General features: G+C 34.6%; 15 protein-coding genes. 9 read left to right on the top strand and 6 right to left on the bottom strand.

The genetic code is table 11. The annotated features are described in order from the left end of the window. Positions 1–2 precede the first annotated feature (2 nt). The 6 genes from H2O64_RS24290 to H2O64_RS12415 form a co-directional block, all read right to left on the bottom strand. Complete coding sequence (locus tag H2O64_RS24290) at positions 3–1,403, bottom strand: mannosyltransferase (RefSeq protein ID WP_187562529.1); 1,401 nt, start codon at positions 1,401–1,403, stop codon at positions 3–5. Then, positions 1,400–2,905, bottom strand: coding sequence for a cellulose synthase family protein (locus tag H2O64_RS12435; RefSeq protein ID WP_187562528.1), 1,506 nt, complete (start codon positions 2,903–2,905; stop codon positions 1,400–1,402). Before H2O64_RS12435 ends, H2O64_RS24290 begins: the two co-directional genes overlap by 4 nt. Continuing rightward, the gene (locus tag H2O64_RS12430) at positions 2,906–3,592 is read right to left on the bottom strand and encodes a glycosyltransferase family 2 protein (protein WP_187562527.1); all 687 of its coding nucleotides are present in this window, start codon (positions 3,590–3,592) and stop codon (positions 2,906–2,908) included. It lies immediately after the preceding gene. 164 nt (positions 3,593–3,756) lie between these two features. After that, positions 3,757–4,233, bottom strand: coding sequence for a toxin-antitoxin system YwqK family antitoxin (locus tag H2O64_RS12425; RefSeq protein ID WP_187562526.1), 477 nt, complete (start codon positions 4,231–4,233; stop codon positions 3,757–3,759). A 93-nt stretch (positions 4,234–4,326) separates the two neighbouring features. Next, entirely contained in the window at positions 4,327–5,916 is a 1,590-nt protein-coding gene (locus tag H2O64_RS12420) for a 4Fe-4S binding protein (RefSeq protein ID WP_187562525.1), read from the bottom strand. 9 nt (positions 5,917–5,925) lie between these two features. After that, positions 5,926–7,269 carry an NAD(P)/FAD-dependent oxidoreductase gene (locus H2O64_RS12415; RefSeq protein ID WP_187562524.1) on the bottom strand — a complete coding sequence of 448 codons (1,344 nt, stop codon included), beginning with the start codon at positions 7,267–7,269 and terminating at the stop codon, positions 5,926–5,928. 280 nt (positions 7,270–7,549) lie between these two features. Between H2O64_RS12415 and H2O64_RS12410 the strand changes: the two genes are divergently transcribed. The 9 genes from H2O64_RS12410 (at position 7,550) to H2O64_RS12370 (ending at position 17,692) form a co-directional block, all read left to right on the top strand. Then, the gene (locus H2O64_RS12410; RefSeq protein ID WP_187562523.1) at positions 7,550–8,266 is read left to right on the top strand and encodes a DUF547 domain-containing protein; all 717 of its coding nucleotides are present in this window, start codon (positions 7,550–7,552) and stop codon (positions 8,264–8,266) included. A gap of 74 nt (positions 8,267–8,340) precedes the next feature. After that, on the top strand, positions 8,341–9,270 hold the full coding sequence (locus H2O64_RS12405) for a hypothetical protein (RefSeq protein ID WP_187562522.1): 930 nt from the start codon (positions 8,341–8,343) through the stop codon (positions 9,268–9,270). A gap of 35 nt (positions 9,271–9,305) precedes the next feature. Then, entirely contained in the window at positions 9,306–10,307 is a 1,002-nt protein-coding gene (locus tag H2O64_RS12400; protein ID WP_187562521.1) for a glycoside hydrolase family 113, read from the top strand. 4 nt (positions 10,308–10,311) lie between these two features. Next, the gene (locus tag H2O64_RS12395) at positions 10,312–11,574 is read left to right on the top strand and encodes a BamA/TamA family outer membrane protein (RefSeq protein WP_187562520.1); all 1,263 of its coding nucleotides are present in this window, start codon (positions 10,312–10,314) and stop codon (positions 11,572–11,574) included. Between the two features lie 251 nt (positions 11,575–11,825). Further along, complete coding sequence (locus tag H2O64_RS12390; protein WP_187562519.1) at positions 11,826–12,266, top strand: RidA family protein; 441 nt, start codon at positions 11,826–11,828, stop codon at positions 12,264–12,266. 98 nt (positions 12,267–12,364) lie between these two features. Further along, on the top strand, positions 12,365–15,130 hold the full coding sequence (locus H2O64_RS12385; RefSeq protein ID WP_187562518.1) for a glycoside hydrolase family 38 N-terminal domain-containing protein: 2,766 nt from the start codon (positions 12,365–12,367) through the stop codon (positions 15,128–15,130). A 581-nt stretch (positions 15,131–15,711) separates the two neighbouring features. Next, entirely contained in the window at positions 15,712–16,563 is an 852-nt protein-coding gene (locus H2O64_RS12380) for a TraB/GumN family protein (protein WP_187562517.1), read from the top strand. 12 nt (positions 16,564–16,575) lie between these two features. Beyond that, complete coding sequence (locus H2O64_RS12375; RefSeq protein ID WP_187562516.1) at positions 16,576–17,079, top strand: RNA polymerase sigma factor; 504 nt, start codon at positions 16,576–16,578, stop codon at positions 17,077–17,079. Then, positions 17,069–17,692: a hypothetical protein gene (locus H2O64_RS12370; RefSeq protein ID WP_187562515.1), complete on the top strand. Its 624-nt coding sequence runs from the start codon at positions 17,069–17,071 to the stop codon at positions 17,690–17,692. The genes H2O64_RS12375 and H2O64_RS12370 overlap by 11 nt, the downstream gene beginning before the upstream one ends. Positions 17,693–17,754 lie beyond the last annotated feature (62 nt).

Genomic DNA, 17,754 nt, shown 5'->3' with positions numbered 1-17,754 from the left:
GATTAAGAAGTTTCTAGACGTGGCTTTTTTGTGTAATACTTGAATACTTCGTACATCAAAAAGCCATATACAACAACATATTCCAACGCTACAAAACCTAGGTTTTCTGCATAGCCTTCATTTTGATATGCCGTATAGCTAAAAACGATCATGAATGACCAAATAACGGTAAATCGATAGTTGGTAAACACACTCAAAATCAGCAATGTTGCTAAATACCAAGGATGCATGGTCGTCGTGGTAAAAAAGTAAAAAGAAAGCCCAAAAAGCAACGCGGTAATAATTTTTTTGAAATCAGAATTATTCCTGAAAAGGCTCAGTCCTGTGACGAAAACTAACACAATAATTGGTGTAATTTTTCCAATAGTGGCAATCATATTCCAGCCGATAGTTTTATAACCAATCCAACGTGCGATATAATAAATACTTGCGTTAAACTCGAAATTCTGAAACCACAATCCGACAGTTTCTTGATAATTTGCAATAAATTGTTTAGACAAAAATGGTAAAAACAATACACTAATTGTTGCGAAAACAATAACGTAAAATGTAATGAGTTTTAGGAAGCCTTTTTTTACGATGGAAAATGTAAGCTGCTTATTTTCAGAGTTTTTATAGTTGATAAACCATTGAAAAAAGAGTGGCAAAAAGAGCAACGGAATTAACTTTACTGAAACCGAAACTGCTAACAATACGGCTGCCCATTTCCAAAATCCTTTTTGTAGCAAATACAAACTCCAAATCAGGAAGAAAATCATCACGCCTTCAAAATGTAAATTTCCGGTGAGTTCAATGATGATAAATGGATTTAAAATATAGAGCCAAATATTTTTGATAGGTAAACCTAAATTCTCAAGTAGTTTCTTACCGAAATACAAGATTCCTAAATCTGCGAGAATGATCAAAATATGCAATACAACGACTGAACTCAGAATAGAATTCCCAGAGAACAATCCCGCGAAAGCGAAACACAACTGATTTATGGGCGGATAATTGGTGTAATGCGAAGCACTCAAATTCCCCATTCCATTAAATAATTCCTGCGCTTCCGCAATTGGTGCAGTTCCAGAAGCCATCAAATCGTTAGGTAAATATAAATACGGATTCCAGCCTTCAACGAGCATTCTTCCGTCCCAAATAAAACGGTAAAAATCTTGTGACAAGTTTGGAATGCTTCCCAAAAAGACCAATCTCAACGCAATGGCAATTCCCGCAAGGAGAAAAAAGTTTTGTTTTTCTAATCGGATCAATCCGAAAAAACTTAAAAAAGCAATACTGTATAATGAAATCAAAATCGTCACATCAGTTCGCACAAGCGGATAGCCAATGTAATAATATACAAAGGCGCTGACAAGCACAAGTATGATGGAGAATGTATGATATTTCCCTTCGGAAGCAATCACACTTTTGAACGAATAGAGTTAAAAAATACAAAGGCGAACCCTAAGAATAACATCAAGTGAAACGGAAATAATCCGAAGTCATTTAATGGATATGCGCTGTACATTCCAAACAAGAAATACACCATTAAAATAGCTTCAATAATCGTATTTGCTGAAACTTTCTTTTTGATGTAAATGTTATTTTTCCAAGAATCTTTTAAGTTTTTAATGTTGAATTTTGGCGTACGCACAAACTCACTTCGTTTTCCCATATGACCTTCTATAACGGCAACAGAATTGTGCACTGAGAATCCCATCGCGACAGAGAAAAAGACGAAAAACATCTTAATATAATCGATGAAATTCATAAATCCGCCACCTTGAACACGTTTGTACGGAAACCAAAAACAGATAAAAAATATGATAGTACTGAGGATAAAGAAACTCGAAACGGTAAAGTAAATTTCTAAATGTCCATACGTGTTTTTAATGTACAACATCGGAATGCTTAACACACCAACAATCAACACATTTAAAAACATGGTGCTGTTGAGCAAGTGTAAAACTCCGTGAATTTTTGTTTTGAATGATATATTTTTAGAAAAGATAACACGCTTGAACATTTTTCTGAAATTCTCTGCGCCACCTTTGTTCCAACGGAATTGCTGCGAACGTGCTGCGCTGATCACTACGGGCAATTCGGCAGGCGTTTCTACATCTTCTAAATATTTGAATTTCCAGTTTTTCAACTGTGCGCGGTAACTTAAATCTAAATCTTCGGTTAAAGTATCGCCTTCCCAATTTCCAGCGTCGATAATACAGGTTTTACGCCATATTCCGGCAGTTCCGTTAAAGTTGATAAAATGTCCTTTAGAATTTCGCCCAACTTGTTCTAGCGTAAAATGTGCGTCAAGCGCGAATGCTTGAATCTTTGTCAATAAGGAGTAATCGCGATTCAAATGTCCCCAACGTGTTTGCACAACGCCGATTTCATTATCTTTAAAATACGGAATTGTTTGTTTGAGCCAATCTTCTTTCGGAAGAAAATCTGCATCAAAAATAGCGATGAATTCTCCTTTGGCTTCAATCAAACCTTCTTTCAATGCGCCAGCTTTAAAACCAGATCTGTCATCACGACGAATATGTGTAATATCTAAACCTAGTTTTTGTAATTCTTTAATCTGCTTTGCGGTAGAAAGGACAGATTCATCCGTAGAATCATCCAATACTTGAATTTCTAGTTTTTCAGTTGGATAATCTATTTTAGCAATATTATCTAACAAACGTTCCATAACGTACAATTCGTTGTACACAGGAAGCTGAATAGTCACATACGGAACTTCATCAGGATTATTCAAATCAAAACGAGGAGAAGTATCTTCATTCTTCTTCGCACGTAAGTAATTGACCAATAAGTTCAATTGTGCCAAGCTATACATTAAAATCAATATCAAAGCAATAGCGTATATGCCCATTATGACAAATGACAACGCTAGTTTGAAAAATTCTGCATCAAATTCCATCTACTTAAAACTATATTTAAAAATCCAACCTAAAATTTTTACGCCAGCAAATATAGTACCTTTTACGGTTCCTGAAACTTTTGAGACACCAATTCTCTTTTTATATTTCACAGGAATTTCTACATAAGACAGTTTCTGTTTCAATGCTTTGAGCTGCATTTCTACCGTCCAACCATACGTTTTATCTTGCATATTCAAGTGTAAAAGTGTCTTGTATTTAATAGCTCTAAAAGGGCCTAAATCGGTAAATTTTGCACCAAAAAACAATTTCATTAAAAAAGTAGCAAGCCAATTTCCAAAAACTTGCTGCGGTGTCATAGAACCATCTTCACGTAATGATTTTACGCGTGCGCCCACAACAAAATCGATATCATCTTCAATAATTGGTGCGACAACTTTAGTTAACTCTTCTGGATAATCTGAATAATCGCCATCTAAAAACACGAGAATATCGGGCTTTTCATCTTGATGGGCAATATATTCCATTCCTTTCAGACATGCGTATCCGTAGCCTTTTTGAGGTTCCTTAAGGACAGTTGCGCCAGCCGCTTTTGCGTTGGCTTCCGTGTTATCGGTTGAATTATTGCTTACAACAATAACTTCGGTTACAGTTTTGGGGATTTCCTGAATAACATTCGCAATAGAATCTTCTTCATTATATGCAGGAATGATGACTTTTATAATCATATATTTTATTAGTTAGCTTTTGGCTGTTTGCTTTTAGCCGTTGGCTTTTTTTATGTTGTATTGTCATTCCTGCGCAGGCAGGAATCTATTTAGTATTTAAAATTTTTCTTTTAAAATCACTCGAACTGACGCTTGAAACCAACAACCAACAACCAACAACGAATTTACCTCAAATCCCAAACGCTATTTTCCTTTTTAAAGCTCTTTAAATCGTTCCATTCGCCAATTTTTTCTCCGTTTTTGTATTTTTCAGCACGAATCAATTCTTCGTCTTTATAGCGCAAACAATAGCCATTTTTTTGATTATTTTTCAACTGACATTTATGATTCACTTTTTCGTTTTCATCATAAAAAAGCCACCATTTACTCTTTTTGCCAGCAATATAATGTCCTTCGCTTTCTTTCGTTTTATTTTTGCGATAAAAATACCAATATTTCGTTGGTTTTCCATCTTTGAAGCTTCCTTCTTTCTGAACAGCGCCGTTTGGATGGTAAAATTTCCAGTATTTTGTTTTTACGCCTTTTCTAAGCCAACCTTCTTCTTTGAGTTGACCAGTATCATAGTAGTTTTTTTGATACTCTTTTTGCCCGCTTACGCTGAATGTGACACTGAGACAAATAATGATAAATAGATGTTTCATGGTTTTTTTAGCTTTTAGTTTCTAGCTCTTGGCTTTTAGCTGTTTATCTTTGATTCCTTTCCAACAACAAATAACCAGCAACTAACAACCAGATTACTTATTCTCTTCCAACATTTCAAACAAATCAATATCGTTTCCTAAAATAACTTCAGGAGTTTCGTAACGTGTTGAGCCATCATCGCTTCCATTTTCTAATTTTAAAACACCTCTTGGGCAAACTGCGCTACAAATTCCGCATCCAACACATGATGAACGCACAATATTTTGTCCTTTTTGGGCATACGCGCGAACGTCTATTCCTTGTTCACAATACGTAGAACAATTTCCACAGGAAATACATTGTCCGCCATTTGTCGTAATTCTAAACTTAGACTTAAAACGTTGAATAATTCCTAAATATGCGGCTAATGGACAACCAAAACGACACCAAACCCTATTTCCGAAAATTGGGTAAAATCCTGTTCCGATTACACCTGCGAAAATAGAACCAATTAAGAATCCGTAAATATCTTGAATGGTTTGTGTTTTAATTCCTGAAACGGCATCAGCTCCAGTAAAATAAGCGTACAACGTAATTCCTGTCATAGCAATGGCAAAAACCAATACACCATGAATCAACCAACGTTCTACTTGCCATGATTTTAATGATTTATCTGATAATTGTCTGTACGGATCGCCCAATGTTTCTGCCAATCCGCCACAACCACAAACCCACGAACAATACCATCTTTTTCCAAAAAAGTAGACCATTATTGGTACAATAACAACGGTTAACACAATTCCCCAAACCAAAATGAACAAGCCAAATCCGCCATTCGCAATCAAATCATCCAAATTCCATTTAAAGAAAAAGTCATAATCTAATGGAAACGCATTCTTAAAATCATACCAAGGCTTTTCAAAACGAACTAATATTTCTGGAATTAAAAAAGCAAATACAATTTGAAAAAATAAAACCGAAGTCGTTCGTAAAATTTGATACTTATTATGACGATATTTTATATACATCCGAATTGCCATCACAGTCATTACCGTACAATACAAAAACCCGTACAAAAACCATTGACTTGCCATGTTTCCGCTTAAGCTTTCACTAAATGGATCCACTACATACGTCCAATTCACAATATAATCTGGAAAGAAATATAATAGAACATAAAATCCGACAAGGAACACAAAGGCAAACCAACCAATCCAACCTCTGTTGGTGGCAGCATTGAACCAAATTCCGTTATTTTTAATTCCCGCAGGACCTAAAGTAACTACGCCAGGAATAATGTATAATAAGGCTCCAATAATCCCTAAACCAAACGTCAGAAACCAGAATAATCCTTTGTTCTCTTTTACAGGTCCGCCACCAACATCTTTGGCAATTTGATAAGAAAAACTATGTGGTTTATCCCAAATAACTTTGTCCCATTCACTTTTTTCTTTGTGAGTAACATTTGCATTTGCAATTGCTGACGTAATGTTTGAAGAAAACGAAAACGGATCTGAAAATTCTTTTCCAACCGTGGTCGTTTTTAAGTCTTCAATAAAAAGTTCACTTTTAATGCCTTTATTATTGACAATTTCTTCCAATTTTTCAGATGAAATTTCATAAGAACCTATAAATGGAAGTATGGTAAAAATGGCTAATCCTAGTAAAAAGATGCTAAGCCCTAAATTTTGTATTGTTTTCATAATATGTAATTAAGAGAATTGAAAAATACGTTTCCAACTTCTCTTTTTGAGTTGGATATTTGTGTTGTTTTCTTGATTGAATTTTGCGACAATATCTTTTTCATGAAGTTTATAAAACTCAGGATCAAAGTTTGCATCCGCTAAATGTTCCAATACATATTCTACAGAACGTTTTTCGTTCAACCATGCATCAAAACTGTGATGACGCATGCGAATTCCGAATGTGTTGATGCCTATAAATTCGTTGGTATTTTTATCATAATTAATATGAATACATATTTTTCCGTCTGAATGTTCCCAATAAAAACGTGCTTCGTTTTCCTTTGGTTGCGCCCAAACCCAGCCGTAAGTTTGATATTCAATATCTAAAAATTTCGCAGAATTGAACCAATGTCCCGGATTGTAATCTTTCGGATTTCCGCAAAGTGTTTGTGCCAAGGTTTCGCCCATCATTCTGCCCGTATACCAAACGGCTTCAATAGGTCTTCGTTGTCCAATAGCTTCATGTTGTTCGGCACAATCGCCAATGGCATAAATATCTGGAATGTTGGTTTCTAATCTTCGATTGACCTTTACGCCGCGTCCAAGTTCAATATTTGAATCCTTTAAAAAATCTACATTTGGTGAAACTCCTGCGGTTAAACCAACTACAGTACACGGAATTTCTTCGCCAGTTTCTTTAATGATAATGGATTTTACTTTTCCACTTTCGTCAGATTTTATTTCCTGTAAATTCACGCCTAAGCGCAAATCAATATGATGTTCTTTAATATGTCTGTTAATCATTTCTGATTCGCCAGCAGGTAACACGCCATTCCAAAAACTTTTTTCACGCACCAAGAACGTTACTGGAATATCTCTGCTTCGCAACATTTCCGCGAGTTCAATTCCGATCAATCCGCCACCAACAATTACAGCTCTGTTGCATGCTTTATTATTTGGCGCGTATTTTTCTAAATTTTCTAAATCTTGCTTGTGATACATGCCCATCACACCTTCCAAATCTTGTCCTGGCCAACCAAATTTATTGGGTTTGGAACCTGTAGCAATGATGAGTTTGTCATAGTTCATGGTTTCGCCACTTGCAAAAACAAGTTCTTTAGAAGCATCTTTTACTTCTTTTACGAAACCTTTTTTCAGTTCGATGCGATTCTTTTTCCAAAACCAATTCTCATACGGTTGTGTATGCTCAAACTTCATGTGTCCCATATATACATACATGAGCGCAGTACGTGAGAAAAAATATTCGGTTTCAGCGGAGATGATAGTAATCTTTTTATCGGAAAGTTTTCGAATATGTCTGGCAGCCGTAACGCCAGAAATTCCATTACCTATAATTACAATATGTTCCATAAAAATGTGATTGGTGTTTAAGATTTCCTGTTTTATGCAGGAATTGGTTTGTGTCGAAGGTTATGTCGATAGTAAAGTTAATAACTTAAACAAGATAGCGAATTTAGAATAATTATAAATTAAAAATATTTTGTAAGGATTTTAAAAAACAGCAACGCGTTTTGAACTTGGAAATCAATTATATAAATGATAAAAAATATTTTTAAAAGATTGTAAGTTCCTAAAATTTTTACGGACTTAAGCATCATTACCAAATGAAATTAAATTGAAAATTATTATTATGAAACATACAATCATCACGTTAATTGCAGTATTCATTACTACTTTTGGATTTGCACAAAACACCACAGAATTCTTTAAAGCGTCTGATGCTTTTTTTGAGGAATATGTAAAAGATGGAAAAATAAATTACAAAGCTATCAAAGAGAATCCTGCTCAACTTGAAAAGATTTTGGCTTCTACAAATAGTATTAAAGTTGCGAAAAGTGATGCAAACACGTATCAAGCGTATTGGATTAATATTTATAATCTAACAGTTATTAAAGGAATTATTGAGAAATATCCTGTAAAATCTCCTTTAGATATTGCTGGTTTTTTCGACAAAACAAAACATGCAGTTGGCGGAAAAGAAATTACGTTAAATGATATCGAAAACAAGTTGTTACGCGGACAATTCAACGATGCGCGTTTTCACTTTGTGTTGGTTTGCGCAGGTCTAGGTTGTCCTCCAATTATCGCGGAAGCATACATGCCAAATACTTTAGACAAGCAATTAGATACACAAACACGAATTGCCTTAAATAATGATGAATTCATTAAAGTAAACGCAAAGAAAAAACGTGTGCAACTTTCTGAAATCATGAAATGGTATAAAGAAGATTTTACCCAAAACGGAAACGAAATCGACTTTATCAACAAATACAGAGAAGAAAAAATAGCAGAAAAATCTAAAATCAGTTACTATTCGTATAACTGGAAATTGAATGAAATAAAGTAAACCTATAACTAAACTAAGATTCCCGTCTTCACGGGAATGAAAAATCTAAATACAAACTAATTAATTACACTAAAATGAAAAAGAACAATCTAATTTTAACCATGCTTGCCTTATTATTTGTAAGCGTTTCTTTTGCACAAGATGAAGATCAAGATGATGATGCAACAGGTACTATGACGAATATTCAAGAATTTACACCTTCAAAATTATTGAAAAAAGGGCAATGGGATATTAAATTCTTCAACAGTATTTACACACAAACCGAACGTACAGATGCAGGAAGTACTTCGGTAACAATTCCGAGAGAAACGTTTTTTACCAATACAACCGAAATTTACACAGGAATTAGTAAAAACAGAAGAATCAACATCGGATTCATCTTTCAAGTACGATCAAATACCTTTGGTGGCGCAGGCGCTTTAGATGTGTTGAGTTTTAGAGATAATGACACCGCACGAAGCGGATTAACTACGATTGCACCATCGATTCGTGTGCAACCTTTCAAAAATATTTCAAACTTCTCGTTTACAAGTTCAATCTATTTGCCAATATTCAAAGACAAAGCAAACGCTCCGTATTTAGACAAAAGAAGTGTGTTTTGGGAAACAAAATTCTTCTACGACAAAACATTTGGGCAAGACAAATGGCAACTATTTACACAAGCTGATTTCGGATTTAACTTTGGAGAAAAAAGTGAAGATGCAAATCCAGCAGATTCTAACGTAAGTGAACGTTTTGCAAACAACAGTTTATTTTTACCATTAGGTGTATTTTTAAGCTACTTTCCAACTACAAAATCTACAGTATATGTCAATACAAAACAAGCATTCTTAATTGATTTAGGGAACGATTTCTCTCAAAACTCAACATCTGTAGGAGTTGGAAGTAAATACCAATTAAGCGATGTGTTAAATGTAGAAGCTTCTTTTGATAAATTTGTGAGAGGAAGCAATTTTCAAGGATTAGGACAAACTTTTAGCATAGGATTAAGAGCAATTTTTTAAATAATATAGTAAATTAGGAGTCTAAACAGTCACAAATGAAATTTAGACTCCTTTGTATATTTTTTGGCTTGTTGCAATTTTCATGTACAAGTCAATCCAAAAAAGTAAATGGTGTGAGCTTTGTAGCTTCAAGAGATGCCATTGATCAAACTCATATAGATCCTGTCATTAAGGTTAATGCAAACTATGCAGCGATTATGCCTTTTGGTTTTTTAAAATCATTAAAAGCACCAGAAGTCATTCACAATACAGATCGACAATGGTTTGGCGAAACTCGAAAAGGAGCAAAGCAATATGCGGAACTCTTGCAGGAGAACAACATCAAAATCATGATTAAACCGCAAATTTGGGTTTGGGATGGTGATTTTACAGGTTTCATTGCCATGGAATCTGAAGAAACTTGGAAACAGTTTGAAGCATCTTACGAAAGTTTCATCTTAGAATATGCAAGTTTGGCGCAAGAAGTAAATGCAGAAATGTATTGCATCGGAACCGAATTGCACAAATTTGTCGCAGCACGACCAGAATTCTGGAAACAACTCATCACAAAAGTAAAAGCCGTTTACAAAGGGAAACTCACGTATGCCGAAAATTGGGATTCGTTTGATAAAGTTCCGTTTTGGAAACAACTTGATTTTATTGGCGTTGATGCGTATTTTCCACTAAGTGAAGAAAAAATGCCATCGTTAGAAACTTTACAAAAAGGCTGGCAATCACATAAAGATAAGATTGTTGCATTAACCAAAAAACTAGACCGAAAAGTGCTTTTTACCGAATATGGATATCGAAGTATGGATTATGTTGGCAAAGAACCTTGGGATTCTAACAGAGGAAAAATACTCAACCTAAAAGCGCAAGAAGTTGCACTAAAAGCATTATTTAATGAGTTTTGGAAAGAAGATTGGTTTGCTGGCGGATTTATCTGGAAATGGTTTCACAGCTATGAAAAATCGGGTGGAATAAACAACGATCAATTTACGCCACAAAACAAACCTGCGGAAGAAATCTTGCGACAGCATTATAAACAACATCAGTAAATTCATGAAAAAAATCATACTTGCGATCTTTTTTTTAAGTCTATGTTTTCAAGGAATTGCGCAAGACAAAATTGTCTATGATGTAAAATTTCAGGGTCAGAAAAAAAACAAGGTTGGTTTCTTAAAGAAATATGTCAGCGTTAGAAATGGCGATGTGCTCGATTCTTTACAACTAGATCAAGATGTGATATTATTAAAACGTTTGGCAGGAGTTTCGCATGCGTATTACCAAGTATTTTTCTCGAACGACAACTTATACAATGTATTTTTTAGCATTGAAGAAAACTTCACACTGATTCCAAACCTCAATGTTTGGACAACAACAAACGAACAATTGGCGTATAAAGTTGGGTTGTATGATTATAATTTCTTGGGAAGAAATATCGCTTTTGGTGGATTTTACCAGAACAACGGATTTGATTCGTACGGAATCAATTTGCGCGCACCGAATTTGTTTTCGCGAAACTTTGGAATTGCTTTAAATCATCAAAATTGGACAAGCGAAGAACCACTATACTTTGATGAAGGTTCAGCAAATTACAAATATAGCAATACGTCGTTTGAAGCATTATTACTATATCAAATCAACTTTAAACATCGATTGCAATTTGGTGCAAATGTATTTACGGAAGAATATAGTTATCTCAACGGATTAACATCTGACGCCATTCCGCAAAGTTTAGAATTGGACAAGCTCATGTTCAAACTTGTGTATGAATATGACAACTTAAATTACGACTATCAATACCTTGAAGGAATAAAAAACACCTTCTATTTACAATATGTCACGACCGAAAATGACTTTCAAGATAATTTCTTAATTGGTTGGAGTGATTTTATGTATTTCAAACGTGTGGGCGAAAAAGGAAATTGGGCAAACCGTTTCCGATTTGGAGTTGCGTCTAACAATGCAAGTCCGTTTGCGCCATTTTCGGTAGACAATAATTTGAATATTCGCGGTGTTGGAAACATCATAGACCGTGGAACGGCAAGTATGGTTTTGAATACTGAATATCGGTATACATTATATGAAAAAGGATGGTTTATTTTGCAAGGAAATGGATTTGTAGACGCTGGAACTTGGAGAAATCCAGGTGGTGACTTTGGCGATTTTGTAGATAGCAATAACTTTAGAGTATATCCTGGCGTTGGTTTGCGTTTCATTCACAAACGAATCTTTAATGCTATTTTCCGAATTGATTACGGACATGGAGTTACCAAAAATTCAAGTCGCGGAATTGTTTTCGGAATTGGTCAGTACTTCTAAAGGACATTTTTTTCATTCCCGCGCAGGCGGGAATCTCAGATGCTAGACCGCTTCGCTGCTAGATTTTAGATCGCTTTGCTTTTAGACTTTTTCTTGCGAAGCTCGATTTTTTCAAATTATTAAATAGTTACTTGTTTACGTCATGCTGAACTTGATTCAGCATCTCACTCACTGTTATGTGATTCTGAAATAAATTCAGAATGACGCAAGTGTAAATTCATTAAATTTGTCATAAACCAATCAACTCTCACATGAAATCAATCGTATCAATAGTTGCCGTGATTCTACTTTTTGTAAGTTGTCAATCCAACAAAAAAGACATTACATTTCATTCTTCACATTTAGCAGAGCGACAAAATACGCCGTTTAGTGCCGCCGTAGAAACTGAAAACTTATTATTCTTATCGGGTCAAATAGGGAAAGATCATAAAAAAGGCGTGTTAGTTTCTGGCGGAATCAAAGCGGAAACAAAACAAGTGTTGGAAAACATCAAAGCGGTGTTGGCGCAACATAATTCATCCTTAGATCGTGTGGTAAAATGTACCGTGATTTTAGCAGATATCAACGATTTTGCTGATTTTAATAGTGTGTACGTACAATACTTTCCAAACAAACCTGCGCGCACAACTTTTGCTGCTGGCGGATTAGCAGCGAATGCAAAAATTGAAATTGATGTGATTGCTGCAAAGTAGTATTTTTCGTTATTTTTATTGAAAATCAGGTAGTTGTACGCTTACAAAGGTGATTTTTTCTATTTATTTTTGATTTATAACCAATTAAATCAATAAAGATGAAAACCTTAAAAGCTTTCGTATTTCTATTGTTGACTTTTTCATTTCTTCTTATGGCGTGTAATCCAAAAGAATCAGATGTTGTAGAAACAACAGAGCAAACAATCAGACAAAGTTTAAACATTCCAAATTCTGCCAAGCAGGTTTTAATTCTAAGTCATGCTGCACACATGGATTGGGATTGGCTAAATATGTTTCCTTATAATGTTGATGAAAGCGGACAGGCGTATAATCCTTATTACTTTGGAGGAAATACGCAACCTGCGGATAGTATACTATCAAAAGCTACAGAGAATCTGCAAAATTCCGCATATTATTATTCTGTGTGTGAAATGGGCTTCCTAAGAGCTTTTGCAAAAAATAAACCATCACTTTTTAGTCAAATGAAAGCATCTGGACGCATGCGTGTTGTTGGTGGTGGAATAACCTCACCAGATAATTTACTGCCAAACGGAGAAACTTTTTTCAGAAATTATTTAGTAGCCAATACTTGGTTAGATGAAGCACAAGTTCCATGGTCAACACAAGTTTGGATTCCAGACGATTTTGGTCATGATCCACAATTGCCTGTCATGCTAAATGCTATGGACGCTATGGGCGTTGGATTTGCTAGAATTCCTGGTGCATGTGATGGAAATCCTCAAGATGGTTTCAATACTACAGCAAAAAATTTATTAGACACAAACAATGGTGATGTAGATTTTATTTGGCAAGGTGCAGATGGATCTGAAGTCATTGCGCATTGGTTGGAAGATCATTACGATCAAGGAAATAATATTGACGTAACCGCATCAGATTATGCAACTCCGCAAGCGATTATAAATTGTGGGAATAAAGTTAATTCATCTACAAATATAGGACATATTACATCGTATATAGGAGCGAATCAGCCTGTATCACCAACACCATATATTTATGTTCATGTAAGCAGTGATTTTTTACTTCCTCATCAGAATCTTGTTCAAGATGCTATTGATTGGAATAAGAGTGCTGAGGGATATGCAAAAACAGGTGTGTATGTAGTTGTAGCTACTTTTGATGAATACATTCGATTGGTTGATAATCATAAAAATAAGTTGAAAACAAGAACCTATAATGCAGCTTCAGCAGCCACAGATTTTGCGCCAAATCCATATTGGATGGGATATTACGCAAGCAGACCTGAATTGAAAATTTTACACAATAAAGCCACAAAAAGTTTATTGAGTGCCGAATCTTTTCAAGTACTAGAAAATACACTTTTGGGAACAAATGCTACGGAGAAAAAAACGCAATCAGCAGCTATTTATAATGCTTGGAATACCTTAGCAGCGAGTACACATCACGATTATATAACTGGGACAGCTGTTGATGGGGTGTATATGAATGAGCAACTACCAATGCTGGATCAAACATTAACCCAAGGAACTAGTTTGACACAAAATTTTATGCAAAACATCACAAATAATATTAAACAAATCCCTGGAGCAATCGCAGTATTTAATCAACTTGGAATGTCAAATAAAGGAATTGTAGCGTATGATTCTGGAGGAAAAACTTCTTACTTGAATGTAGAAGCACCATCTTTAGGATACCAATTGAATGATATTGCAGCAGCTTCTAAAGGAGATGGAAGCTTAAAATCGGCAATAAATCCGAATGGCGATTATTATTTTCAAAACAGTTTTTTGACGGCAACATTCGATCAAAAAACAGGAGAAATTAGTAGTGTAATAGATAAAGCTACCGGAAATAATATTCTTTCAGCGAATGCAAATGAAATCGTTTTTTATAAAGATTCTGGAGATATTTATCGTTTTGGATACGAAACAGGTTGCGGATTCACAGAAGATACAAATGTTAGTTATACGATTCAATCAATTACAGCAGATACAACAAATGCACTAAACAAGTCCATCACGATTAAGAAACAGTATACTGTTGATAAAATAACATTTCCATATACAATTACGTATAGTTTACGACAAGGAGAACCATTTTTACGAATTTCCACAACAGGAACAGCACCAAATAGTCAGGTATATCCACAACCTTCGTATACGGTAATGGTAAAGTTTCCTTTAGCATCTAAAGTGAATGCTATGGATGTTGGAACGCCATATCATTGGAATACAGTATATCCAATGGAATACGGCAGTAATACAGATTTTAATGCAACGATGTGGGCAACACATGATTTTGTTGTACCTAAAGATTCCAACGGAGCAACTTTAGGAGCTATTTATCACAGTGCAACGCCAGCTTGGACTTCTGATAGTAATATGTTATATGGTGTTATTTTAAGAAATACACCCGGAGGAAATTGTAGTCACGGTTACGGAGCTAACGGAAGTGACAGAGATGAACACACACAAGAATACGCATTGCGAATTCCAAGTGGATTGGCATCTGCCAAAACAGGAAATCCATTAAAAGAAGCACGACAATACAATACACCAATGGTTGCCATTGCAGCAACTGGAAATGGTAACTTGCCAAGTCAATATTCGTTAGCTTCTACAACTGGAAACACAAATACGCTCATTACTGCGGCAAAATGGTCTTCTGTAAATACTGATGATTTAATTTTGAGAACCTACCAAGCTTCAAATACTACGACAACAGAAACCATCAATTTAGCAAAATCACCTTCGGGTTGTGAAATTGTAACGGCGTTAGAAAAATCATTTGTAAATTCAATTCCAAATTCCAACTGTAATACTTCAATAAGTACAGTAAAAGTTACGATGGAGAAAGCAGTTACAACTTTGAAAGTTAACTATTAATAATATAGTAACATTATGTTATTAACATTCAGCGCTATGAATACCATTTCATAACGCTGTTTTTTTACTTCTTTTTTTATCTAGGACATAGCCAAAAGAGTAAGGATGAAGCTGGTACAGGAAGAGGTTGATGAGGTACAGGATCATACTGACAATTTAAATAACACGTATTGTTTGGTAGACATGAACCATAACAACTATTTTGTGAATCGATAATGCCTCCTTTTGTTTTCTCCAAATTTGAGATAGATGTTTTTTTAAGCGATAAACCCTTTAAGTTTCTTTTTTTCATAATGTTTCTATTTTATGTTCGATACAAAGAAAGATGAAGTTTACTGTTTTTGAAATAGTTAAAAGGCTGATTATAATAGGTGTAAATGCTTTTTTAATTAGGGTGATTAAGTCAAAACTATGCTGGCTGAAAAGAATTTTTATATTTTCTTGTAACATATTTTCAAAGTCGATACTTACGGAGCAAATAGATTATAAATGATGCGTCATGAATCTATTTCAGGATCTCAAAATCGCGAGTGAGATGCTGAATCAAGTTCAGCATGACGAAAAACCGTAAAAACAAAAACATGAAAAAATTATATATTCTTATCGCTTTTATTATGTGTAGCTTCATCGGAAATGCGCAAGATGCAACACTTGAAAATTCCGTATTGTGGAAAATTGAACACAAAGATTTAGCAAAACCATCCTATCTTTTAGGAACGATTCATATTTTATGTGAAGATGATTTCTCCATTCCTGAAAAAGTAACGAAAGCTTTTAATGCTACTGAAAATTTAGTATTGGAAGTAGATTTGTCAGATACTGCCGCTTTGATGGAAATGCAAAAATCAATGATTTCCAAAGAAAAACTAAGCGAAATATTACCTAAAGAACGACAAGAATATTTAGACAACTTACTGAAAAAAGAATTGAAAATGTCTTTAAAAATGGTTGATAATTATAGCTTAATGACCATTTACTCCTTATTGATTCAACATAGTTTACCATGCGAAACTAAGAAAATGTATGAGTTTGAATTGATCAATCTAGCGAAAGCTAAAAATAAAAAAGTTGCTGGATTGGAAACCTTAAACGGTCAGGTTGATTTCTTCGCGAAAGCGTATCCAACAGAATTTTTATGGCAACAAATAGAATTGTATGATGAATACAAAGTTGCTTTTCAAGAGATGGTAACATCGTATAAAAATGAAGATATTAGCACTTTAGTTGAAGGTATAAAAGATGAACGCTTTTTCAATAAAAATGCAGAACATTGGATGTTAACCGTTCGAAATACAAATTGGATAGAAATAATGCCTGAAATGATGAAAAAACAATCGAACTTATTTGCCGTTGGCGCAGCACATTTAGTAGGTGAAAATGGCGTGATTAAATTATTGCGCAAAGAAGGATATAAAGTAACTCCTGTATATTAAAACGCACATTCGTTGGAACTAACCGAACAAGAATTTCTTAAAGCAATTACGGTCCATAAAGGGATTATCCATAAGGTTTCTCGCATCTATTTTGAAGATGCGATTGACCGTGAGGATTTGGTACAGGAAATCATCTTGCAACTCTGGAAATCGCTGAAATCATTCAATGGGGAAAGTCAATTTTCAAGTTGGATGTATCGTGTGGCATTAAACACAGCGATTGTGTTTTTTAAGAAAGAAAAACGAAAACCTGACAATTACAGAATGCCCGAACATGTTCAGTTAGAGCATGAAGCGTATTCTGATGAAAAAGAACAGCAATTAACAGTTTTCTATAAAGCAGTTCAGGAATTAAACAAGATAGAAAAAGCATTGATTTTTCAATTTATCGAAGGATTTTCTGGAGAAGAAATCGCGAAAAACTTAGGAATGTCACCTGTAAATGTTCGCGTAAAGCTTAATAGAACAAAGAAAAAATTACAAGAAATTATAAAACATCAGCATCATGGATTTTGATAAAATAAAAGAACTCATGGACGACGAAAATCGAGATGATTTTCAGTTGCCAACAAGTTTAGAAAACTTAAAAGAAAGTCAAATGCCAATTGCCAAAATTCGCAAAACCATGAAAGGTGAAATTGTCATGCAATTAGTCGGAATCGTTGTCTTTTTCACCTTTCCTTTTTTAGTGAAAATGTACGAATTGCCGAGAGCCGTTTACTTTATATTTATGTTCATTACAAGTTTGATGACCTTAGGATATTTGGCAAAAATGGGTTGGTTTTTACGAAGAACTTCCAATGTTGGACAGCAAACGAAAGAAACAATTTTGAATTTTATTCACGATATTAAATTGACCATGGAAGTGTATAAAACGGGAATTATTGCGGGTTCACTATTGTTGCCAGTTTCTGTAACGGCAATGTTTATGGGAATCGAAAAGTATGGTCCTGATCGTTTCTCGGAATGGTTTTTATTGCAAATGCCAACCACAACGTTACTGCTTGTCATTTTTGGGTATTTACTTTCAGGAGTATTTATTTATTACATTACTGTAAAATGGGCAGATCAATTGTATGGCGTACATATTCGGAAATTAGAAGAAATTTTAGTACAAATGGAGGAATAATTTTTGGCTATTAGCTGTTTGCTTTTAGCTTTTACTTTAAAAGGTTCTTGATACAAAACCTT

The sequence above is a fragment of the Kordia aestuariivivens genome (assembly GCF_014397005.1).
Taxonomy (GTDB): domain Bacteria; phylum Bacteroidota; class Bacteroidia; order Flavobacteriales; family Flavobacteriaceae; genus Kordia; species Kordia aestuariivivens.
This window is presented reverse-complemented; position numbering and strand designations above follow the sequence as displayed.